Below are 20,443 nucleotides of genomic sequence, written 5' to 3'. Positions count from 1 at the left end.
AACGCTCGTAACACAGAGGCCGGTGAAAGGAGGCCAGTATGAATGCGCGTAGGTTTGACATTACCGCCGAAGAAATCGGCGTGGTGGTCGCTCGCTTTTACGCAGACATTCGCCACCATCCAGTTCTTGGGCCAGTTTTTGCGCGGCACGTCACGGATTGGTCAGAGCATGAAAGCAGGATCATGTCTTTCTGGCGTAACGCGATCCTGCGCGAACAGGGCTACGATGGAAACCCCATGTTCGTTCACAAAGAGGCAGGAGACATACGCGCTGAGATGTTTCCAATATGGCTGGACCTCTTTGATACAGTGCTGGCTGCTAACCTCACAATAGATCAGGCCCGCAATTGGTCAGCCCTCGCGCACCGGATTGGCAAGGGCCTCAGCTATGGGCTTGCGCAGGCTGGCGATCCCCCAAACCTCCGCCGCTGATAGAGAGGCTGCAGTTTCATCAACCAAATCTTCGACAATGCCAGAGCCGTTAAACCGGGCCCTTTTGAACTCTAAAATACCTTTCCCCCGATCCCCAAGAAGGGGGGATAGCCCCCCTGCCTGCCTAAACCGCGACCCCAAATAGTTTCCCGATAGCGGCGGTCACTGCCATCGCGGCACCGCCCCAGAAGACCACACGCAGTGTTGGTCGCAACAACTTGGCTCCGCCGGCCCAAGCCCCGAGAGCCCCGAGAACGGCAAGCGCGAGCAGCGTTGTCACAGTAACCACGACGGCGACAGTTTCTGCGGGTGAGACGAGCGCAGCAACCATCGGCACAGCCCCGGCCAAAGTGAACGTGAGCCCAGAGGCAAAGGCAGCCTGTAAGGGATTGGCGCTATGCACCTCAGAGAGGCCGAGTTCATCTCGCACATGGGCCCCAAGCGCGTCAGCTTCGGTCAACTCGCGCGCGACAAGCGCTGCCGTCGCGGGCGAGAGACCTCGGCTCTCCCAGATAGAAGCCAGTTCCGCCTCCTCCTCCGCGGGTGTCTCGCGCAGAGCCTGCGCCTCACGGGCGATGTCAGCACCTTCAATATCCGATTGTGAGCTAACCGAGACATATTCCCCCGCCGCCATGGACATCGCCCCGGCGGCCAATCCCGCGGCGCCTGCGATGAACACCGCCTCTGCGGAAGGATTGGCGACCGCCACGCCCACGATGAGCGCCGAGATCGAGACGATCCCATCGTTGGCGCCGAGCACCGCGGCCCGCAACCAACCGCTGCGGTTGACGAAATGTACTTCTTCATGGGCTGACTGATAGGTCATGGCCGTCCCGCTCCAATTTCATACTGTCGATCTGACCCTGTAGATTCCAGGCCGCGCCAAAGCTTCACCGCTCATCCGCGCTCGATGGATTGAAACGCTGACGAGGCCATCGACTTCCTTAAACTTCCGGTAACAATGTAGGGTGAACCGGATCATTGCAATTGATCTGGGTCATAGCCGACGTTGGACGGAATGAATTATCGGCTCCTCATGCGCCGAACCCGCCGCATGCGTGTCAACACAGGAAGCTTCCTATGCCCAGCACCGCCCCTGTAAGTCTTGAAGAACGCCTCATGCTTCCCCTCACGCTCGCGGCGAGTTTCGGCATGGCGGCCGCCTTCTTCGGCACCTTCGTGCTGCCGGGGATCTGGCTCACGGCAGGGCTTGCACTTGTCTATCTTGCGGCCGGGCTTCCGACGGGGCTGCGCGCGCTTGGTGCACTTTTCAAGGACCACGTGCTCGACATCGACCTGTTGATGATCATCGCGGCTTTGGCCGCGCTTGCGGTAGGCGCCCCACTGGAGGGGGCGGTTCTCCTCACGCTCTTCAGCATTTCTGGCACGCTGGAGCATCGCGCTATGGGCCGCGCCCGCCGCGCGATCGAGGCGCTGATGGCGCTGCGCCCCGAGACTGCACTGCGGCTGAGCGCCACGGGCGCGACAGAGGAAATCCCCGTCGCGGCGCTTCGCGAGGGGGATTTGCTTGTCCTGCGTCCGGGCGCGCGCGTGCCCGTGGATGGCGTGCTTGTCACCGGCGAAGGCACGGTCGACGAGGCGACGATCACCGGAGAGTCGATGCCCGTCTCAAAGGTGCCCGGAGCGAAGCTTTTCGAGGCGACGGTCAACCTCAATTCCGTGCTGACCATGCGCGCAAGCGCCACCGTCGAAAGCAGCACCGTGGCGCGGATGATCGACATGGTGACCGAGGCCCAAGCCGCCCGCGCGCCGTCCGAGACCTTCAGCGCCTGGTTCGGGCAGCGCTACACCGTGGCCGTGCTTTTGGGGGCCATGCTGGCCTTTGTGGTTCTGTGGGGGATGGGGGCTTCCGCCTCCGACGCCCTCTACCGCGCTGCGGTGCTGCTGGTGGCGGCAAGCCCTTGCGCCGTGGTGATCTCGGTGCCCGCCGCCATGCTGTCGGCGCTGGCGGCTGCGGCACGGGGCGGCGTGTTGTTCAAAGGTGGCGCGGCGCTTGAAGCCTTGGCAGAAGTGAAGAGCTTTTCCTTTGACAAAACCGGCACCCTGACCACCGGAGTTGCAGAGGTCACCGACCTCACCTCAGAGATCCCCGAGGGGCGCATGCTGGCGCTGCTCTCGGGTTTGGAGGCGCAGTCCGAGCATCCGATCGCCGCCGCGATCCGGCGCCGGGCAGAGGCCGAGGGGCTTGCCCCCGCCGCCATCCGGGATGTCGTGACCCATCCCAGTGAGGGCATCACCGGGATCGACGAAGAGGGGCCGATCTGGGCCGGAAACCAGCGCATGCTGGAGCGGATGGGGGCGCGGGTCGATACGGCCGGGGCGCAGCGGCTGAAGGCCTCGGCCCAAACCGTCACCTGGATCGGGCGTGGCGAGCAGCTGATCGGCGGCGTCACGGTGGCAGACCGCCCGCGGCCAAGCTCTGCCGCCGGGCTTTCGCAACTGCGTGCGGCGGGGGTGGCGCAGCTGGCCCTGATGACCGGGGATCGCCGCCCGGTGGCCGAACGGATCGGGCGGGAGCTCGGCTTTTCCGATGCGGAAATCCACGCCGAATTGTTGCCGGAAGACAAGGTCAAACTGGTTGCCGCGCTTGCCGAAAAGGGCCGGACGGCCTTCGTCGGCGACGGGGTGAATGATGCCGCTGCCCTTGCCCGGGCGGATGTCGGCGTCGCCATGGGGGTTGCGGGCAGTGAAGTGGCGCTGCAGGCCGCAGATGTGGCGCTTCTGTCCGAGGACATGACCCGCCTTGCCGCCGCCCGGACACTGGCCTTGCGTACCCGCCGGATCATCCGGCAGAACCTCGGCTTTGCCTTGGCGATGATGGTGCTTCTGGTGGTCTCGGCGCTATTTTTCGAGCTGCCTTTGCCGCTTGCCGTCATCGGCCATGAAGGGGGCACGGTTCTGGTGGTGCTAAACGGGTTGCGGCTGCTCGCCGATCCGATCCGCAATGATCGCGGCGCGGCGCGAAAAGCGGCCTCGCATCCCTCCTCCCAACCTCAAGAGGTTTCTCATGTATAACCACATCCTTATCACCACCGATGGCTCTGAGAACGCGGGCCTCGGCCTTGAGCATGGCATTGCACTTGCATCCAGCATCGGCGCTGCGGTGACGATCCTGACTGTGACGCCGCCCTTCCCGATTGCAGCAGCGGCGATGGGGGCCGGGGCATACACGCCAGCGGCGGTTCTCGAGGGCTATGATCAGGCGCAGCGCGAAACGGCAGAGCGGATCCTTGAGGCCGCCGCAGAGCGTGCGAGACATGCGGGCGTTTCTGCAACCGCCCTGCATGTGCCTGATGCCACGCCTGCTGATACTATCTTAGAGCGCGCCGAGGCACTCGGTTGCGATCTCATCTGTATGGCCTCTCACGGGCGGCGCGGGCTGAAGCGGATGCTACTTGGCAGTCAGGCAACCGAGGTTGTGACCCGTTCCGCAATCCCCGTCTTGGTCGTGCGGGCCTGACACCCCTTGGCCCGCTGCGAAGCGGGCCGGGCCGAATACAGAAGGTTGGGATGACCCGAACACCTGCAGAATTCTGGCGAGAGCATTAGATTTTCCTTCCTTTCGAGGAGAAAGAGAGTTCGCATGGAGCTCTGAAGCCTGCGGAAAAGCAAATGAGCGATGCGTGGCTATCAGATGCTACGAGCCCGCATGGTGTTCGCGGTAAGGCCAAGTCAACGCCGCGAGCTCGATTGTTCGTGGTGCACATCTGCTTCTCCTGATCTGTCCGCGACCGTTGCGCCAAAAGTCTCCTTGTCGTGTTCGAATGAATTCTGCAACAAGCCCGGCTGGCCCGGATCAACCGTTCCGGCGCGATCGAGGGGCGGCCAAAATCGACATAAAGGTGATCAAAATCTTCATCGAGGCTGGCCAGCGCATCGTTCACGACCTGCCGGATCTTTCGCAGCGGATGCCGAGCGGGGATGCGCTCTTCAAGATCGACATAGCTGAACAGCGACCCGTTCTTCTCGTCCGTTCCCCGCATAATTCACCTCCGACGCTGTCCTGCCGGAGGTGAATCATGCTCTGCAATCCACGTCGAGGACGGACTAAGCGATATGGCTTGAGGGGCTGCGTTCTTCTCTACTATAATAGAGGCGCTCGACGATCCTGTCTCCTCGAGCGCCTCTCGTGACCGTCAGCCAATCAATAAAAGGCCTTTAGCGGTCAGCGCAGCGACAGAAACGCCCCTTGCATCCACTTACAAACGGTCGATTATTGATGGCATATGAAATTGCAAATGGCCTGTTTTGATGCCCCTGATCGGCTAATCTCGTTCTCGACCGCATGGCGCGCGTCGCCCTCGCCGATAATCATGCCGGCCGCAAATGCGGCGAGTGCCGGAGAAAGGCCGGCGGTGGCCGCGACAATCGCGGAGCCTAGTGCTATGGTGAGCGCGAGGAGTTGGGCAAGTTCCGGATCGCCACGCGACGCTACCCAACGGGCAAGTATCTGCACCGGGCCACGGGCAATGAACAGAGCTGCAACCAATGCCGTTGCACCGGCGACGACCGTTATCACGGCATACCCTTCGGCGGCCCCGCTCATTGCATCGTGAAGAATCAGAAATGCGACGGCTGCCAAATCCTGAAACAGAAGCACTGCAATGGCGAGGCGCCCTTGGGCCGATCCTAGAGCGTTCACGCTTGCGAGCACCTTGAGGCACATGGCCGTGGACGACATGGCAACGGCCCCGCCGACAAGGATCGCGGCGACGGGCGCGAGGCCGAATGCCAGACTTCCCACGACCGCAGCGAGTATTGTCGTGATCGCGACCTGCGCGCCGCCGACACCGAAAACGTGATGCCTGAGCGTCACAAGCTTCTCGAACGAGAATTCGAGGCCGAGCGCGAACAGCAAGAGTATCACGCCAATCTCGCCGATGTTGGTGAGGGCGGTGCTTTGAGCAAGCAGGCCGAAACCGGCCGGCCCAATCAACAGACCGGTCAGGATGTATCCCACGATGCTGGGCACGCCGATCCGTGAGCACGTCGTGACGAACACGAATGCCACTCCGACCAGCAGGGCCGCACTTTCGAGAAATCCGGTCACGCTGTGCATTTGACTTATCCAAATCGCATGGCGCAGGGAAGGCCAGGAGCCAAAATCATCAGAGCCGGGATTGCGTCCATTGCGCAATCTGGGCGGCAGACATCGCGCCGCTCTGGCGCACGATTTCCTTGCCGCCTTTGAAGAGGATCATGGTGGGAATGCCGCGGATCTCGTAGCGGCCGGCGATCTGCTGTTCGGCTTCCGTATTGAGCTTGCCCAGGCGGACACGGGGTTCGAGCGAGCGCGCCGCCGCTTCGAATTGGGGCGCCATCATCTTGCATGGCCCGCACCACTCGGCCCAGAAATCGACGAGCAACGGCAGGTCGGCATTAGCGTGGCGGTCGAAATTCGCCGCCGTTAGCGTAACCGGATGGCCCTGAAAGAGGGCGCCGCCGCAGCGTCCGCAATTGGGATTGTCGCCCAGGCGCTCTTGCGGCACCCGGTTGGTGGAATTGCAGTTCGGGCAGATAACGGTCGTCATTTGGTTTCCTTTGCTGAGCAGGCCCGGTCTTCCGGGCGGTGGATGGTTCTCTCGACGTCAGTGGCCAGACAGGCCGCGGCGCGCCTCGCGTTCTCGCGGCACGGGCAGATATTCGACGCCGCTGCCCTGCCGCCGGACAGGCTGCGGGTAAAGCGTCATCAGTTCCAGGACTTCCTTGGGCATGTCCGTTCCGACGGGCAGGCCCAGCTCGCGTGCCTCATCGGCGGAGATCGGATAATCATGGGTCCAGGTGCCGGTCGCCAGTTTCGCCGCCACATCCGCCGCCCGGGCCTCATCCATTTTGTCCGAGAGAAGCCGCTTCGCGAAGGCCTCGATCTGCGCGATGGCCTTGCGACCGACATCGGCCATGATCAGCGTCTGGTCGTCGATCTCGGCGATGGGTTTTTCCTCGACGACCTTGATCAGCGAGGCGGCGGGCATCTGGCCGAGTTGCGGATCGACGGGGCCCAGCACGGAATGCTCGCACATCACGATCTCGTCGGCGGCAAGCGCGATCAAGGTGCCGCCCGACATCGCGTAATGCGGCACGAACACGGTGACCTTTCCCTTATGGCCCTGAATGGCCCGCGCGATCTGGGTTGCTGCCAGCACCAGCCCACCCGGCGTGTGCAGCACGATATCGAGCGGCACCTCGTCGTCGGTCATCTGGATCGCACGCAGGACTTCCTCGGAATCGTTGACGTCGATGTAGCGCATCAGGGGAAAGCCCAGCAGGTTCATGGTCTCCTGCCGGTGGATCAGCGAGATGACGCGGCTCGCGCGTTTCTTCTCGATCTGGGCAATCTTGCGGGTGCGCATCGCCTCCAGATATCTGCGCTGAAGCACCGGTTGCAGCGCAGAGAAGATGAAGAAGAGCCAGAAAAGCTGCGTTATGTCCATGGACCTTGTCCTCCTTGCCGTCGGCCGTCGGGCAAAAAGCCGTAGATGCCTTCGTCGCGGTAATAGTTGCGATAGCCGTCGGCGCGCCTTCGAAGGAATGGCGTGACGAGCCAACCGGCGACGAACCCGCCGATATGCGCCCACCAGGCGACGCCGCCCATGGCCTGATCGCCCAGCGACAGGATGCCGGGGATCACCTGCAGGCCGAGCCAGATCATCGCGAAGCCAAGGGCCGGGACCTCGAAGAACAGCGGCAGGGAGAGAACCGGCACCATCACCACCAGCTTCGCCGCCGGAAACATGCGCGCATAAGCGCCGATCACGCCCGCGATCGCGCCGGATGCGCCGAGCGCGGGAATTACGGAATCGGGGTTGGCCAGGGCATGCGCCAGGCTGGCCGCGATACCGCAGAACAGATAGAACAGCGTGAACCGGCCCGGCCCAAGCCGGTCCTCGACCGCGGGGCCGAAAATCCAGAGCGTCCACATGTTCAAGATGAGGTGAAGCCAGCCCCCGTGCAGGAAGATATTGGTCAGGAATGGGGTCCAGCCGGACGGGGCGATGAGGCTTAGCTGTCCGAAGAAGCGCGAAGGCACCAGCGCGAACTCGAAAAGGAACCTGTCTACCACGCGCGGCGGCAGGCTTGTCTGATAGAGAAACGCGAGGACGTTCGCAGCAATGAGCGCCCATATGATGACGGGCGGGTAACGGCGTGCGACGCTGTCAAGATAGGGAAACAGTGGCAGTCTCCGCGTTCATCGGGGTGTCTGGCGGTCGTGGCGGAGCAAGGCGCGCGCGCGCGCGCGCCTTGCCCCTCGCCGTCACGCTTTGGCCTTGGTCTCATCGAGGAAGCGCAGGCTGTAACTGGCCTCGCCCAGCCTTTCGATAAGCTCGAGCTGCAACTCCAGCCAGGCCTTGTGCCCTTCCTCGTCGAGCACGATTTCCTCGAACAGCATTCGCGATCCGATGTCGTTTTCCTCTGCCGCGGCGCGTGCCGCCTGGCTGTAGAAGGCAATCGCCTCTTCCTCGTCCTTGAGGTCGGCTTCAAACATCTCGCGCAGGGTCTTTGCCCGAACCGGCGGCTTGTCGAAAGCCACCTCGGGCTCACCCTTGAGAAACAGGATCCGCTCCAGAAAGCGGTCGGAATGGCCGCCTTCCTCGGTCTGTTCCTCGCGCATCTGCGCGGCGAGACCGACAAGGCCCCAGTCCTCCAGGACATGGGCATGAAGCTGATACTGGTGTGTGGCGCTGATCTCCATCCTGAGCGCCTTGTTCAGGTTATCGATGGTTTTGGCGTTGGACATTCCATCTCTCCTCGGTTGGGTTATGGTAAAGTATCAGCTCCGCAGGCGGGGCGTCACGTCTTGCGCCGCCCCGCCGCGACGGTCACGCCCGTCCAGGCCGGCGGATCAGAAGCGGGGAAGGATTCGAGCGAGGCTTCGAGGACCGGATCGAATTCGGCCTCTTCTTGGGACGACAGGTCCACCGTGCCTTTCTGCTCGACTGCGCGCCGGATTGGGTGGTCCGTGCGACCCCGATCCAGGCGGAACGGTATGCGAAAGGCGTTCGGGGCGTCGGCGCCGTTATAGAGGCGATGCCGCTCCTCTCCCCGCCAGGGGTTAGGCGTGGGGCGGCGCGGGGCGTCCTCACGCACGATATAGCGCCAGTCCTGCCGCTCGGCGAAGTCCACGGCGCTATCACGGTCGGGGAATTTCAGCCGGATCGGGCGATAGGGATCGTCGCTGGACGTGTATCCCATCAGCGGCTCGATCTGCGGCGGCCGGGACGGCTCGAACTCGAGGATCCAGTAGTTGGGCCGAGGCGCCGATGTCATCGCGGAACGGGCAGGACGGTAGATGATTGCCGTCGGCACGTCCCAGGATGGCAGATCGGTTCCAGGAATTTTCGGCGGGAATGGTGGGCGATTATGGCCGCGCATATCAGTTCTCCCGGGTGTCGGTAGATACGAGAAGGTGACGGTCGAGATCGCCGAGTTTTTCCATTCGCCTCGAATTCAGGCGAACGGCGCGTTCGGTGTTCTGCGAAGGAAAGGCAGCAGCGTGCAGGACGTCCGACCGCATCGCTATCGTGAGATCGGCGACGGCATTCATCACGCCCTCTCCGTCCCCGTCCGAGAGCGTGCCGTCAGCAAAACCGGACTGCAAGCTCTCCAGTACCTGCTCGAAGCTGGACACGCCCCCTGCACTCGCGACCACAGCCAGCTTGTGGCTGAGAACACGCAGTTCATCGATCAGCTTCGCATCGTGCCTTGCGGTTTCCACGATCTCTGCGACCTTCTCGATGCAGGCCATGTAAATGTCGCATTGCTGCTGGAGGATGATGACCCTTCCTTCCTTGCGAAGCTCGAGATCGGTCTGGCGATTGAGAAGCGCCGCGGTCAGAATGATCGTCACGACAGCGCCGAGGAAGATGAGTGTCATCTCCTGCGCGAAAGGCAGTATGTCTTCGGCAAGATACATCGAACGAAAAACGAAAACGATGCCGATGCCCAAGGCAGCAGCCGCAGCAGCAAATGCCAAGTCAGGCAGGCGGCTCGACATCAGCACCTCGCATTTTCGGTGTCAAGGGGGCATGCACGGCCTTGCATCGGCGCGCGCCTCTGCGTCCGGGTGCCGCAGGAAGATCGGCGTCGGACCGCTGCCGAACGGATTGAAGCCGGCGCTAAGGCAACGGTCGAAAATCGTTTCGTCCCATCGGGTGAAGTCGTTCTCGCCGCCGGCAAGGCGCCGGTCATCTGCCACAGCGCACATCACATCTGCGCCGACCGGGGCTGGCCGGCGATGGTGCCGTCATTCGGGCGATCCGCCTTGCGCAGCCGCAGCCCGAGGAGGATCATCATCACCCCGAAGATCGCGGCGTAGAAGCCGATCAGCCAGCCGAGCGCGAGGAAGCTTTCGAGCGGGCGCGTCAGCAGCATCCAGGTCACGACGACACCGAGAACGACCGAGACGAGGCCGCTCAGGATCAGCCAGATCTCGCCCTCGATTTCCTTGCGCAGGCGGATCGCTGCCGCGATCTCGAGGGCACCCGAGAACACGGACCAGAATGCGATGCTGGCCCAGAGGAATGTCGCAAGCACAAGCGTCGCGACAAAAGGCGAGACAACCACGACGACGCCCGTGGCGATGCTAAGAATGCCGCTGAACATCAGCCAGCCCCAGCGTTCGCCCTTGCGGATGTTACGTATCGCGGCGACGAGGCCGAACACGCCGTCGGCAAAGGCGAACGCGCCGAAGACCAGCGTGAGCGCCAGAAGCGCTTCCGCGGGCATGACGAAGGCTAGCACTGCGATGATCAATGCGAGCACGCCGCGTAACACGAATGCCCACCAATTCCGGGACAGGCTGCACAGCATGTCCTGCATCTTGTCGGTCGGGTTTTCAGAGGCTGTGGTCATTGGTCGATCTCCTATTCAGTTCGTGTCTGGTGTCGGAGCCGGCGTCCTCGCCGGTTAGGGCGGCGGCCACGCGGCGGCGATCCTCGATCGGCTGAGGTAGACGCTGCGTGTGAGCGATTTCCCGTTCGATGGAAGCGCGGCCTGATGGATCTCTGACCAACCCGGTTTCGGCAAGCCTCGCGCGTAGTGTCACGCCCGCATTTTCTGCGATCTCGGCGACCTCTGTCTCGGTCAGGCCGAAAAGGTCTGCCGTCTCCGCGATCGTAGCGTTGTCGAGGTGGAGCCGATAGAGAACGCGGCGTTCGACCGACGGAAGATCGGCGATTGCCCGGTGCAGCACCATGGCGATCTTATGCCGATCCGCTTGGCTCTCGGGGTCTGTGCCGCCGTCGTCGGCGAGGAGGTCCTCCAGCATCAGCACTTCGTCGGGCTGGTAGAACTCGAACATCGCCTGATCCGCCTCGGTCGGATCCTCCGCCGGGGCCTCGGGTTCCGCCTCGATGGAGGCGGCATCCTCAGGCACGGCGCGGCGGGCGGCGCGGGATTCTTCCTCGATGGTCTCAAAAGCCAGCCGTTTCAGCCAGTCGCCGACGGAAAACTCCGAAGGCCGATCCTCGAAGCGGGCCAGCCCCTTGAGGATCGTCGCATCGACGATATCGCCAACGCTCAGGTAGCCAGCCGGCACAGACCCGCTACACTCGAGATAGGTCAACTCGCGCCTGACGGTATCGTAGACCGTATCGAGATGATCCTCGATCAGGTCGAAGAAGAGTTGGCGCCGGTCCGCTTCCGCCGCATCCCGCGCGGGCGGCAGCGGGGCGCCGATCCGGCGCCGGCGGGCGGGACGCTTGTATTCAGGCTCGTGCTTGAGGCGCGCCACATGCCGATCGACCTGGTGGCGCAGGTCGGCAAAGGCCTTGCGCAGGACAGGCTCGATCTCGAATCCCTCTTCCCGCGCCGCGATCACGCCCGACGGCAGTTGCAGGCGCAGGCTGACTTTGATGCGCTTCTTGCCCCTCGTCTGCGAGGCAACGACTTCGAGCCGGACCAGATCCTCGCGAAAGCGCGCAAGGTGCGGTTCAAGTTGCCGCACTTCTTCCTCGATGACCTCAGGCGCGCGCTGTTGGCCGTGCCGGTCGAGATTGCGGAATGATCTAATGACGTTCATGCCGTGGACCTTCCTATAACTCTCCGAAGAGATGGCCCGGCGCGACCGATATCGCGCCGGGCCAGTCATTTGCGCTGTCACTCGGCGGACTTGTCGTCCTTGGACTGCACCTCATCCTCAACGCTGGGCTTTGGAACGTCCGTCTTGTTTTCGGCAACTTCGATGGACTCGCCGATCCCGGCTTGGGCCGGATCGTCCGGGCTGTCGTCACTGGTGTCCTTTACGATCTTTTCGAACACGACCCTCTGTTCGTCCTCCGACCAGGCGACGCGGACCTTGTCACCATCCTCGATCCGCCCGGAGAGCATCTCGCGGGCCAACTCGGTCTCCAGCTCCGACCGGATCAGCCGGCGCAGCTCGCGGGCGCCGAATTCGGGGCGGAAGCCGACCGCGCCGAAGTGATCCACGACGCTCACATCGAGTTCGAGTTCGACGCCCTGGGTAAGGGCGGTCCGCTTCACCCGGTTGAGCTGCAACTCGACGATCTGGCGGATCTCCGACTGATTCAGCGAATGAAAGACGATGATCTCGTCGATCCGGTTGATGAATTCGGGCCGGAAATGACCGCGCAACACCTCCATCAGTTCGGATTTCTGCTTGGCCTGGTCGAACTCCCTGCTGCCGCGTTTCGTGAGGTTGCGCTGGATGATGTCCGAACCGAGGTTCGAGGTGGCGATGATGATGGTGTTGGTGAAGTCCACCACGCGGCCCTTGCCATCTGTCAGGCGGCCATCGTCGAACACCTGAAGCAGGATGTTGTAGACATCTGGATGCGCCTTCTCGATCTCGTCGAGCAGCACCACCGAATAGGGCCGGCGGCGGACCTTTTCGGTCAGCTGGCCCCCCTCGTCATAGCCGACATATCCCGGAGGCGCGCCGACGAGCCGTGCCACCGCGTGACGCTCTCCATATTCCGACATGTCGATACGGATCATCGCGTCCTGATCGCCGAAGATCACCTCGGTGAGCGTCTTGGCCAGTTCCGTCTTGCCAACCCCGGTCGGCCCGAGGAACAGGAAGGTCGCGGTCGGACCGGAACCTTCGCGCAGACCCGCACGCGCCAGGCGCACCGCATCGGCTACGGCGCGGATCGCTTCTTCCTGGCCAATGACGCGCTCGTGCAGCTTCTCCTCGAGCTTCAGGAGCTTGTCCTTCTCCTCGGCGGTCAGCTCCGTGACCGGAACACCGGTGATCTTGGAGACGATCTGCGCGACATGATCGGCGCGCACCTCGGCGGTCGCCGAAGCTTGGTCGCGCTTCCAGATCTCCAGAAGCTCGTCAAGCTCCTTCTGCTTCTGCTCGAGTTCCTTCTTCAGTTCCGCTGCCCGGTCGAATTGCTTGCGGGCTGCGGCATAGTCCTGCTCGCGCTTGATCTGCGCGGCTTCGGCCTCCAGCTCCTGCACGTCCACGGGCCGCGCAGTGGCCGAGATCTTCACCCGCGCCGCGGCCTGGTCGATCAGGTCGATCGCCTTGTCGGGCATGAAGCGACCGGTGATATAGCGATCCGAAAGCTCCGCGGCGGCGATGATCGCCTCGTCGGTGATCGTCACCTTGTGGTGGCTTTCGAGCGTGTCGCGCAGCCCGCGCAGAATCATGATCGTCTGTGCGACAGTGGGCTCGTCCACATAAACCGGCTGGAACCGTCGCTCGAGCGCCGCGTCCTTCTCGATGTATTTCTGATACTCGTTGAGCGTCGTCGCACCGATCAGGTTCAGCTCGCCCCGCGCCAGCGCCGGCTTGAAGGTGTTGGCAATGTCGAGACCGCCTTCGCCGCCGCCCTGGCCGGCGCCGACGATGGTGTGGATCTCGTCGATGAAGAGAATGAGGCTGTCCTTCTCCTCGGTGATCTCCTTGAGGATCTTTTGCACGCGCTCCTCGAACTCGCCGCGGTACTTGGACCCTGCGACCATCGAGTTGATGTTCAGTTCAACCAGCCGCTTGTCGCGTAGGGCCTCGGGCACCTCGCCGGCCACGATCCGCTGGGCGAGCCCCTCGATGATGGCGGTCTTGCCGACGCCGGGCTCGCCGATCAGCACGGGGTTGTTCTTCTTGCGCCGCGCAAGAACCTCGATCGTCGTCTCGATCTCGCGGGCGCGACCGATCACCGGATCGAGCTTGCCCTCGCGCGCGACCTTGGTGAGGTCGCGGCTGAACTGGTCGAGATCGGGGGTGTTCGACGGAGTCTCGACGCGGCCTTCCTCGGCACCCTTGCCGACCACCTTCGTCACCTGCTGGCGCAGCGCCTGCGGCGTCAACCCCAGCTTGCGCAGCATCGCCGCGGCCAGGCCTTCACCTTCCTCGGCAAGTCCGATCAGAAGGTGCTCGGGACCGACATAGGAATGGCCGAGTTCGTTCGAGGCGATGAAGGCCCGGTTCAGCGCGTCCTTCAGGCGAGGGCTTACGCCGATTTCGCCCTCCGTCTTGGCGTCTCCACGCTTCGCTTCCTTCTCGATCTGGCGCCGCAGATCATCCACATCGACCTTGAACTGTTCCAGGATCGTCTTGACGACGTCAGACGGGGTCAATGCCAGAAGCAGATGTTCGGTGTCGACCTCGCTGCGCCCGAATTCCCCGGCCTTCTGTGCTGCATCCTGCAGCAGCTTGTTGCCCTGTTCGCTCAGCCGGTCGGCGATGGTGCGTCCGCCGCCGCGCCGCGATCCACGCCGCGGCGCGCCCTCGCCGAAAGTGGCGTCGACGACAGCGTCATCGCCATCACCCATAGAGCCGAGCGTGCCGCCTCGCAGCGGACTGTCACCAAAGAGGCTGCCGAAACCGCTCTCGCCGAAGAATTCGTCAAGAAGGGAACGCCGCCCGAACAGGGACTCCAGCGGCGAGGCGCTGCGTCCCGACCGGCGCGCTATTTCGCTGTAGTGCTGATCGCACAGCTCCATGTTCTGAACCCTGCCGTTCACCGAGGCGCGCACGCGCGCCGTCGCCGGGCGACCGCAAATATCGCAAGCTCCGTTTGCCATTCGTCTTCTCCGTTTTCATTATCCAGTCAGGGTTGTTCGCCGATCATCTGCGCCAGTGACAGTGTCACGCAGCGACCGCTTCCGTTCTTTTCACCTTGGACGCAATTGCCACCAGATCGGGCTCGTCCAGTGTCTCTCGTTGCAGGAGATCTTGCGCCGATTGCTCGAGAAGATCCAGATTGGTTTCAAGAAGGGTGAGGGTGCGCTTGAAGACGCCATCCACGATGTCGCGCACCTTTAGGTCCATTCGCTCGGCCGTGGCCTCGCTGTAGCGGCGGTTGAGCCAGGACGCCTGATCGCCGGTGCCGAGAAAGCCGGGCCGATCGGTGTCATAGCTGACATGCCCGAGGTCTTCGTCCATCCCGTAACGCGCGACCATGGCGCGGGCGATATCGGTCGCCTTGACCAGATCGTCCGCCGCCCCAGTCGAGACATGATCGTAGATGATCTTCTCTGCCGCGCGCCCGCCAAGCAGGACTGCGATCTTGTTTTCGAGTTCCTCCCGCGTCATCAGGAAGCGGTCCTCGGTCGGGCGCTGGATGGTGTAGCCGAGCGCGCCAATCCCGCGCGGTATGATCGAGACCTTGTGCACCGGGTCCACCCCCGGCAGAGCCATCGCGACCAGCGCGTGCCCCATCTCGTGGTGCGCCACGATCTCGCGTTCGCGCGGATTGAGCACGCGGTTCTTCTTTTCCAACCCGGCGATGATGCGTTCCACCGCATTGTTGAAGTCGTCCATCGTCACCGCATCAGCCTTGCGGCGCGTGGCGAGCAATGCTGCCTCGTTGACGAGATTGGCAAGATCCGCGCCGGAAAAGCCGGGAGTAAGCGCTGCGACCTTCTCGGAATCGACGTCTGGGGCGAGCTTCACCTTTTTCATGTGAACGCCGAGAATCTGCACACGTCCCTTCTTATCCGGCCGATCCACCAGCACCTGCCGGTCGAAGCGTCCCGCACGCAGCAGCGCGGGGTCGAGGATCTCTGGTCGGTTGGTGGCGGCCAGGAGCACGATGCCAACCGAAGGGTCGAAGCCGTCGAGCTCGGTCAGAAGCTGGTTCAGCGTCTGCTCACGCTCATCGTGGCCGCCAGCGATCTGGCCGGAGGAGCGCGCCCGCCCGAGAGCGTCGAGTTCGTCGATGAAGATGATCGCCGGCGCGGATTTCCGAGCCTGCTCGAAGAGGTCGCGCACCCGCGCGGCACCGACGCCCACGAACATCTCGACGAACTCGGAGCCCGAGATCGAAAAGAAGGTCACGCCGGCCTCGCCTGCCACTGCGCGCGCTAGAAGCGTCTTGCCGGTGCCCGGCGGCCCAACGAGCAATATGCCTTTGGGGATATGTGCGCCCAGCTTTCCGTATTCGGCGGGGTTCCTGAGGAACTCTACGACCTCCTCGAGCTCGGCCTTGGCCTCGTCCACACCGGCCACGTCGGCGAAGCTGACGCCGGTTTCTTTTTCCATGTAAACCTTGGCCTTGCTGCGGCCGACCTGCATGAACCCGCCGAAACCCTGTTTGTCGGCGAACTTACGGAACAGCAGCATCCAGATTCCGAAGAAGACAAGCGCTGGCGCCACCCAGGAAATCAGCGTGCCGAGAAAGGTGTTCTGAGGAACGCCCGTGATCTCGACGCCGGAGCGGTCGATCCGCTGCAGGATCGCGGGATCCACGACCGTGGTGACGAACTGGCTCTTGCCGTCGACGGGGTCGGTGAAGGTGCCGGTGATGGTGTCCGCGCCGACCGCAACGGAGGCGACCCTGCCATCCTCGAGATAGCTCTCGAACTGGCTGTAGCTGATCGGTGCGACGGATTGCCAGCCGGCGATCAGGTTCTGGATGAAAAGCACGGCTATGAAAGCCACCACCCAGTACCAGATGTTATATTCGGTCTTCCTTTCCATGCCGCTTGTCCCTTTCACTGGCGCCCGAGCCGCGCCCTGATCCGCTCGAGCAGCGCCAGCAGGATGCGCCTTTCGTCTGCCGACAAATCCTGCAGGATTTCATGTTCGAGCGCCGATTGCCGCGGCGCGAGTTCCTCCAGCATCGCCCGGGCCTTCGACGTTGCGGCGACGATCTGCGACCGCCTGTCGTCGAGCGAGGGCGACCGCTCGACCCAGCCGCCCCGGACCATGCGATCGACGAGCTGGCCCGCAGTGGCCGGGCCGACCTCAAGTCGGTCGGCCAGATCGCCGATGGTCAGCCCGGGCGCATCCTCGACATGCGCCGCCGCCATCCAGGACAGGCGGGTCAAGCCGCTGTCGCGGATGTCTTGGTCGATCCGCTGCTGGATGAGCTGCGCGACCCGGTGGATCGTCGTCCCGATCAGCGCGATGTCCGAAGAGATCATAGGTATCCTTCCTCCGGTTGCATGAGACACAGGATAGACCGCACTCCATCCGAAGTGCAATGCTCGCATCATATATGCTTGCATAATAAATGGAACCGCTTATCTTGATGAGCGGTCTCCGAACCCACATCCGGCCGGCACCGTTGCCCGGTCCCTCCATGCCGATGGTTCGGGGGCATCGATCAGCAACAGGAGGCCAGTAATGCTCTACCCGACATATCTGCGCCGCAGCGATCCCTTTGCGCTGATGCGCTCCATGATGCGCGATCTCGACCGCGGTTTCTGGCCGCCGGCCCGCGCGGCGTTCCCGGCGGTGAATGTCTGGCAAGGCCCTGAGGCCGTTGCCATCGCCGCTGAACTTCCCGGCATCGAACCGGGCGACATTGAGATTTCGGTTAAGGACAACGTCCTGACGCTTTCGGGCGAACGCAAGGTGCCAGAGGTTCCCGACGGTGCGCGCTGGCACCGCAACGAACGCGGTTTCGGCAGGTTTTCCCGCACTATCCGCCTGCCGTTCGCGGCCTCGGATGACAAGGTCGAGGCGAGGATGACAAACGGCGTATTGCGGATCGTCATCTCCCGGCCCGAGGAAGAAAAGCCGAAGAAAATCGAGATCAAGGCAGCCTGAGAAAAGCTGGAACGATGAGCACCAACATCACGCAAGCCGCCGAAAAGACGCCGACCGATTCGCCCGAGACCACCGGCAGCGGACGCATCTACCGCCCGTTGACCGATATCGTCGAGACCGATCAGGGTGTCTCCATGATGCTTGGAATGCCTGGGGTCGCCGCCGATGCGGTCGAAATCACGCTCGAAAATCGTGTGTTGACGATCCGCGGCAAGGTTGACCCGGTGCGGCCGGAAAACCTCGAACTTGCCTATGCCGAATATGGCGAGGGCGATTTCGAGCGTGCCTTCACGCTTTCCGAGGACTTCGACCTCGATAGGATCGAAGCCGAGATGCGTGGAGGTGTCCTCACCCTGACGCTCCCCCGAGCCCCTGAAGCGCAGCCGAAAAAGATCGCCGTCAGGGGCGCCTGAAAACCGAAGGAGACCATATCATGCAGATCAAAGACCTCATTCCCTGGGCGCGCAAGGACGGCGCGCCAGATGCCAAGAGCAGCGAAGACAACCCGATCGCGACACTCCAGCACGAAATGAACCATGTGTTCGAGAACTTCTGGAACCGTGTCGGTCATTTCGAATGGCCCTTTGGCAGCGGCGAAGCGAAATCCGACGTGGTCGAGACCGACAAGGCGATCGAAGTATCGATCGAGCTGCCGGGCATGGAGATGAAGGACATCGAGGTGACGGTCAACGATGACATGTTGACTGTGAAGGGGGAGAAGAAGATCGAGCGCCAGGAGGAGAAAAAGGGGTATTACCTGTCCGAGCGCAGCTACGGCGCGATCTACCGGACAATTCCGCTCCCTCCCGGTGTGGATGGCGAAAAGGCGCAGGCATCCTTCAAAAACGGGGTTCTGACGATCAAGCTGCCCCAGACTCCCGAGGCGCAGGCGAAGGTCAAGCGCATCGAGGTCAAGAACGGCTGATTTGCCACATTGGGTGTCGCCGGTTTGCGGCGTCCCCTCCGCTCCGTGCGATATCGCACCGTCTGGAGAAGCCCCGGGGAGCTTGTCTCTCCGAGGCGGCCTTCGAGAGGCAATCATGAAAGACTTGCAACGATCCGGGCTGACCCGTGAACAATGGTCGGCGATGACGCTCTACGAGAAGTTCGAGCAAGTTGTCATCTTCGTCCTCAGCGTCATCATTGCGGCGATCGTCGTGGCGTCGGTCTGGGCGCTGATGCGCGAAGTCGTGAACCGCTTGCTTCTGGGGGCATTCGACACTCTCGACTACGCCACCTTCCAGGTGGTGTTCGGCATGATCTTCACCGTGGTGATCGCGCTCGAGTTCAAGCGCTCCCTTCTTGTTGCGACCGAACGCAGCTTCGGGATCCTCCAGGTCCGCACGATCGTGCTGATCGCGCTGCTGGCCATCGCGCGCAAATTCATCATCCTGGACGTCGGCGAGACGGAATCATCCAAGATTGCCGCACTCGCGGGCGCGGCGCTTGCGCTCGGGGTTGTCCATTGGCTGGTGCGCGATCAGGACCGGCGCGAAGTCCGGGACCGTGAGGAGCCATGACAGGGGTCTCTGCCCGCCATCGCTTGCTCAATCTGGCGCAGTCGGCGCTGCTTCTGGGGCTCATGGCGGCAATCGCCTGGGTGTCGGTCACTGCGATCCTCGGGCCAGAAACGGGGGCGATGGTGGCCCTCGGCATGGTCGCGGGCCTCATCCTGGCGCCCGCTCTGCCCCGCCGCATGATCCTGTCCGGCTATCAGGCGCAGCGGCTGACAGGGCGCGATGCTCCCGGGCTCGTCGGTGCGCTGGCCGAGCTCGCCCGCCGCGCCGGTCTGCCACGCGCCCCGGCGCTCTATCGTGTGCCGAGCTCGCTGCCAAATGCCTTCGCCATGGGCACGCCCGAGGACAGCTCGATCTGCGTTACCGACGGGCTGCTCGAGCTGCTCGACGGACGTGAACTCGCCGGGGTGCTGGCCCACGAGATCGGCCACATCGCCAATCGCGACCTGTGGGTCATGGGTGTAGCCGACATGATGTCGCGCCTCGTTTCGCTGGCAAGCTGGCTCGGACAGTTGCTTCTACTCCTCAACCTGCCTCTGGTCCTGGCAGGCATGGTCCATGTGCCTTGGCATGTCGTGATTCTCCTTGTCTTCGCACCCACCCTCATGGCGCTGGTCCAACTCGGCCTTTCGCGGACGCGCGAGTACGACGCCGACCGCGCCGCCGCAGAGCTGGCCGGCGATCCGGAGGGGCTCGTGCGCGCGCTCGTCAAGCTCGATCGCCGGGTCGGTCGGTTCTGGGAGGAGATCCTTCTGCCCGGCCGCCGCATTCCGGAGCCCTCGTTGCTCAGGACGCATCCCCCGACCGAAAGCCGCATCCGCCGCCTCCGGGACCTGGTCACGGGTCGCACGACCCCGATCCCCCCCCTTGTCGGCTACCCGACCGCAAGGATACCGCTGGGAGGGACACCACCTCGGTTCCATCGCCTTGGGCTCTACTGGTAGGCCTGCAGGGAAGCTGGATCGCCCAGGAGAACGGCGACCTGTCAGAAGGCAGGTCTTCCAGAGAAGGTTGGATATCAGGCCCATCCACTCCACCAGGTGCGGAGGGCAGAGAAGCGAAAACGCATCAACCTCTCCGCGATCCATCAGTTCGCGCAGGATCAGACCCGCTTCGATGGTCTTGCCGATGCCTTCATCGTCGGCGATTAGCAGACGCGGGACCTGAAGCCGAAGGGCCATGAGCAGCGGGACCAGCTGGTAGGCCCGCGGCTCAAACGCAAGCTGTGCGGCGGATCGGAACGGACCTGCCCCTCGGCGGAGGGTCAGCCTCAACGCATCGGCAAGAAGCGCCGCCTTGAACTGAACTGTCGTGCGGGCATTGTCAGGCAGGTCGAAACGAGCGGCTTCGACAGGTGTCAGCTCGAGATCCGGAGCAAGAACGACGATATCATTTTCACTGCCCGAGAGGGGGCGCAGGGCGAACAGGCGGTCGTGTCGCGAATGTGGTGGAAATTGCCGAGCAGCGGGCTCCGAGTATGTGACATTGGCTCCAGTCAGGCCGCGAGGTCAAGG

Annotated in this window: 21 protein-coding genes and 1 pseudogene; 8 read left to right on the top strand and 14 right to left on the bottom strand. The window is 63.1% G+C overall.

The window, feature by feature from the left end:
* Positions 1–38 precede the first annotated feature (38 nt).
* Positions 39–431: a group III truncated hemoglobin gene (locus CN97_RS18695; RefSeq protein ID WP_035714797.1), complete on the top strand. Its 393-nt coding sequence runs from the start codon at positions 39–41 to the stop codon at positions 429–431.
* Between the two features lie 124 nt (positions 432–555).
* On the opposite strand, the gene CN97_RS18690 is transcribed toward CN97_RS18695, so the two are convergent.
* Positions 556–1,257: a VIT1/CCC1 transporter family protein gene (locus CN97_RS18690; protein WP_020952702.1), complete on the bottom strand. Its 702-nt coding sequence runs from the start codon at positions 1,255–1,257 to the stop codon at positions 556–558.
* A gap of 254 nt (positions 1,258–1,511) precedes the next feature.
* Here CN97_RS18690 and CN97_RS18685 point away from each other — a divergent pair, with 254 nt between their 5' ends.
* Together CN97_RS18685 and CN97_RS18680 are read left to right on the top strand one after the other, a co-directional pair.
* On the top strand, positions 1,512–3,467 hold the full coding sequence (locus CN97_RS18685; RefSeq protein WP_051911451.1) for a heavy metal translocating P-type ATPase: 1,956 nt from the start codon (positions 1,512–1,514) through the stop codon (positions 3,465–3,467).
* Positions 3,460–3,912 (top strand): universal stress protein, encoded by a 453-nt coding sequence (locus tag CN97_RS18680; RefSeq protein WP_035714791.1) that lies wholly within the window; start codon positions 3,460–3,462, stop codon positions 3,910–3,912. Before CN97_RS18685 ends, CN97_RS18680 begins: the two co-directional genes overlap by 8 nt.
* A 325-nt stretch (positions 3,913–4,237) precedes the next feature.
* Here CN97_RS18680 and CN97_RS20445 read toward each other — a convergent pair.
* From CN97_RS20445 to CN97_RS18610, 13 genes and pseudogenes are all read right to left on the bottom strand, one after another.
* A pseudogene (locus CN97_RS20445) lies at positions 4,238–4,435 on the bottom strand (IS5/IS1182 family transposase); the annotation flags it as partial.
* 230 nt (positions 4,436–4,665) lie between these two features.
* The gene (locus CN97_RS18670) at positions 4,666–5,511 is read right to left on the bottom strand and encodes a cation:proton antiporter domain-containing protein (RefSeq protein ID WP_248700128.1); all 846 of its coding nucleotides are present in this window, start codon (positions 5,509–5,511) and stop codon (positions 4,666–4,668) included.
* 49 nt (positions 5,512–5,560) lie between these two features.
* Complete coding sequence (gene trxC, locus CN97_RS18665) at positions 5,561–5,983, bottom strand: thioredoxin TrxC (RefSeq protein WP_035714786.1); 423 nt, start codon at positions 5,981–5,983, stop codon at positions 5,561–5,563.
* A 57-nt stretch (positions 5,984–6,040) separates the two neighbouring features.
* Positions 6,041–6,883 (bottom strand): SDH family Clp fold serine proteinase, encoded by an 843-nt coding sequence (locus tag CN97_RS18660; protein WP_035714783.1) that lies wholly within the window; start codon positions 6,881–6,883, stop codon positions 6,041–6,043.
* A complete protein-coding gene (locus CN97_RS18655) occupies positions 6,874–7,479 on the bottom strand; it encodes a rhomboid family intramembrane serine protease (protein WP_248700130.1) in 606 nt (201 codons plus the stop codon). The genes CN97_RS18660 and CN97_RS18655 overlap by 10 nt, the downstream gene beginning before the upstream one ends.
* 225 nt (positions 7,480–7,704) lie before the next feature.
* Complete coding sequence (locus CN97_RS18650; protein ID WP_035714779.1) at positions 7,705–8,187, bottom strand: bacterioferritin; 483 nt, start codon at positions 8,185–8,187, stop codon at positions 7,705–7,707.
* A gap of 53 nt (positions 8,188–8,240) precedes the next feature.
* Complete coding sequence (locus CN97_RS18645) at positions 8,241–8,822, bottom strand: NADH dehydrogenase ubiquinone Fe-S protein 4 (RefSeq protein ID WP_035714777.1); 582 nt, start codon at positions 8,820–8,822, stop codon at positions 8,241–8,243.
* 1 nt (position 8,823) lies between these two features.
* Positions 8,824–9,444: a hypothetical protein gene (locus CN97_RS18640; RefSeq protein WP_035714820.1), complete on the bottom strand. Its 621-nt coding sequence runs from the start codon at positions 9,442–9,444 to the stop codon at positions 8,824–8,826.
* Between the two features lie 209 nt (positions 9,445–9,653).
* The gene (locus CN97_RS18630) at positions 9,654–10,301 is read right to left on the bottom strand and encodes an HdeD family acid-resistance protein (protein ID WP_051911449.1); all 648 of its coding nucleotides are present in this window, start codon (positions 10,299–10,301) and stop codon (positions 9,654–9,656) included.
* Entirely contained in the window at positions 10,285–11,469 is a 1,185-nt protein-coding gene (locus CN97_RS18625) for a sigma-70 family RNA polymerase sigma factor (RefSeq protein WP_051911448.1), read from the bottom strand. The genes CN97_RS18630 and CN97_RS18625 overlap by 17 nt, the downstream gene beginning before the upstream one ends.
* 77 nt (positions 11,470–11,546) lie before the next feature.
* Positions 11,547–14,441: an ATP-dependent Clp protease ATP-binding subunit gene (locus CN97_RS18620; RefSeq protein WP_035714771.1), complete on the bottom strand. Its 2,895-nt coding sequence runs from the start codon at positions 14,439–14,441 to the stop codon at positions 11,547–11,549.
* A gap of 64 nt (positions 14,442–14,505) precedes the next feature.
* Positions 14,506–16,338: an ATP-dependent zinc metalloprotease FtsH gene (ftsH, locus tag CN97_RS18615; RefSeq protein ID WP_035714769.1), complete on the bottom strand. Its 1,833-nt coding sequence runs from the start codon at positions 16,336–16,338 to the stop codon at positions 14,506–14,508.
* A 14-nt stretch (positions 16,339–16,352) separates the two neighbouring features.
* Complete coding sequence (locus CN97_RS18610; protein ID WP_035714766.1) at positions 16,353–16,784, bottom strand: MarR family winged helix-turn-helix transcriptional regulator; 432 nt, start codon at positions 16,782–16,784, stop codon at positions 16,353–16,355.
* Between the two features lie 202 nt (positions 16,785–16,986).
* On the opposite strand from CN97_RS18610, the gene CN97_RS18605 reads away from it, so the two are divergent.
* The 5 genes from CN97_RS18605 (at position 16,987) to CN97_RS18585 (ending at position 19,873) form a co-directional block, all read left to right on the top strand.
* On the top strand, positions 16,987–17,412 hold the full coding sequence (locus CN97_RS18605) for an Hsp20/alpha crystallin family protein (RefSeq protein WP_035714763.1): 426 nt from the start codon (positions 16,987–16,989) through the stop codon (positions 17,410–17,412).
* Positions 17,413–17,426: 14 nt separating this feature from the next.
* Entirely contained in the window at positions 17,427–17,825 is a 399-nt protein-coding gene (locus tag CN97_RS18600; RefSeq protein WP_035714761.1) for an Hsp20/alpha crystallin family protein, read from the top strand.
* A 20-nt stretch (positions 17,826–17,845) separates the two neighbouring features.
* Positions 17,846–18,337, top strand: a complete 492-nt coding sequence (locus CN97_RS18595) for an Hsp20/alpha crystallin family protein (RefSeq protein ID WP_028713487.1) — start codon at positions 17,846–17,848, stop codon at positions 18,335–18,337.
* Positions 18,338–18,500: 163 nt separating this feature from the next.
* The gene (locus CN97_RS18590) at positions 18,501–18,932 is read left to right on the top strand and encodes a phosphate-starvation-inducible PsiE family protein (RefSeq protein WP_278251003.1); all 432 of its coding nucleotides are present in this window, start codon (positions 18,501–18,503) and stop codon (positions 18,930–18,932) included.
* Positions 18,929–19,873, top strand: a complete 945-nt coding sequence (locus tag CN97_RS18585) for a zinc metalloprotease HtpX (RefSeq protein ID WP_035714753.1) — start codon at positions 18,929–18,931, stop codon at positions 19,871–19,873. Before CN97_RS18590 ends, CN97_RS18585 begins: the two co-directional genes overlap by 4 nt.
* Positions 19,874–20,443: the final 570 nt, after the last annotated feature.

The organism is Haematobacter massiliensis (assembly GCF_000740795.1).
GTDB lineage: Bacteria > Pseudomonadota > Alphaproteobacteria > Rhodobacterales > Rhodobacteraceae > Haematobacter > Haematobacter massiliensis.
This window is presented reverse-complemented; position numbering and strand designations above follow the sequence as displayed.

Coding starts and splice junctions, on each gene's coding strand:
- CN97_RS18585 (WP_035714753.1), top strand. CDS start 18,929: ATGACAGGGGTCTCTGCCCGCCATCGCTTGCTCAATCTGGCGCAGTCG.
- CN97_RS18670 (WP_248700128.1), bottom strand. CDS start 5,511: ATGCACAGCGTGACCGGATTTCTCGAAAGTGCGGCCCTGCTGGTCGGA.
- CN97_RS18650 (WP_035714779.1), bottom strand. CDS start 8,187: ATGTCCAACGCCAAAACCATCGATAACCTGAACAAGGCGCTCAGGATG.
- CN97_RS18590 (WP_278251003.1), top strand. CDS start 18,501: ATGACGCTCTACGAGAAGTTCGAGCAAGTTGTCATCTTCGTCCTCAGC.
- CN97_RS18625 (WP_051911448.1), bottom strand. CDS start 11,469: ATGAACGTCATTAGATCATTCCGCAATCTCGACCGGCACGGCCAACAG.
- CN97_RS18595 (WP_028713487.1), top strand. CDS start 17,846: ATGCAGATCAAAGACCTCATTCCCTGGGCGCGCAAGGACGGCGCGCCA.
- CN97_RS18630 (WP_051911449.1), bottom strand. CDS start 10,301: ATGACCACAGCCTCTGAAAACCCGACCGACAAGATGCAGGACATGCTG.
- CN97_RS18680 (WP_035714791.1), top strand. CDS start 3,460: ATGTATAACCACATCCTTATCACCACCGATGGCTCTGAGAACGCGGGC.
- trxC (WP_035714786.1), bottom strand. CDS start 5,983: ATGACGACCGTTATCTGCCCGAACTGCAATTCCACCAACCGGGTGCCG.
- ftsH (WP_035714769.1), bottom strand. CDS start 16,338: ATGGAAAGGAAGACCGAATATAACATCTGGTACTGGGTGGTGGCTTTC.
- CN97_RS18690 (WP_020952702.1), bottom strand. CDS start 1,257: ATGACCTATCAGTCAGCCCATGAAGAAGTACATTTCGTCAACCGCAGC.
- CN97_RS18620 (WP_035714771.1), bottom strand. CDS start 14,441: ATGGCAAACGGAGCTTGCGATATTTGCGGTCGCCCGGCGACGGCGCGC.
- CN97_RS18640 (WP_035714820.1), bottom strand. CDS start 9,444: ATGTCGAGCCGCCTGCCTGACTTGGCATTTGCTGCTGCGGCTGCTGCC.
- CN97_RS18685 (WP_051911451.1), top strand. CDS start 1,512: ATGCCCAGCACCGCCCCTGTAAGTCTTGAAGAACGCCTCATGCTTCCC.
- CN97_RS18645 (WP_035714777.1), bottom strand. CDS start 8,822: ATGCGCGGCCATAATCGCCCACCATTCCCGCCGAAAATTCCTGGAACC.
- CN97_RS18695 (WP_035714797.1), top strand. CDS start 39: ATGAATGCGCGTAGGTTTGACATTACCGCCGAAGAAATCGGCGTGGTG.
- CN97_RS18660 (WP_035714783.1), bottom strand. CDS start 6,883: ATGGACATAACGCAGCTTTTCTGGCTCTTCTTCATCTTCTCTGCGCTG.
- CN97_RS18610 (WP_035714766.1), bottom strand. CDS start 16,784: ATGATCTCTTCGGACATCGCGCTGATCGGGACGACGATCCACCGGGTC.
- CN97_RS18605 (WP_035714763.1), top strand. CDS start 16,987: ATGCTCTACCCGACATATCTGCGCCGCAGCGATCCCTTTGCGCTGATG.
- CN97_RS18600 (WP_035714761.1), top strand. CDS start 17,427: ATGAGCACCAACATCACGCAAGCCGCCGAAAAGACGCCGACCGATTCG.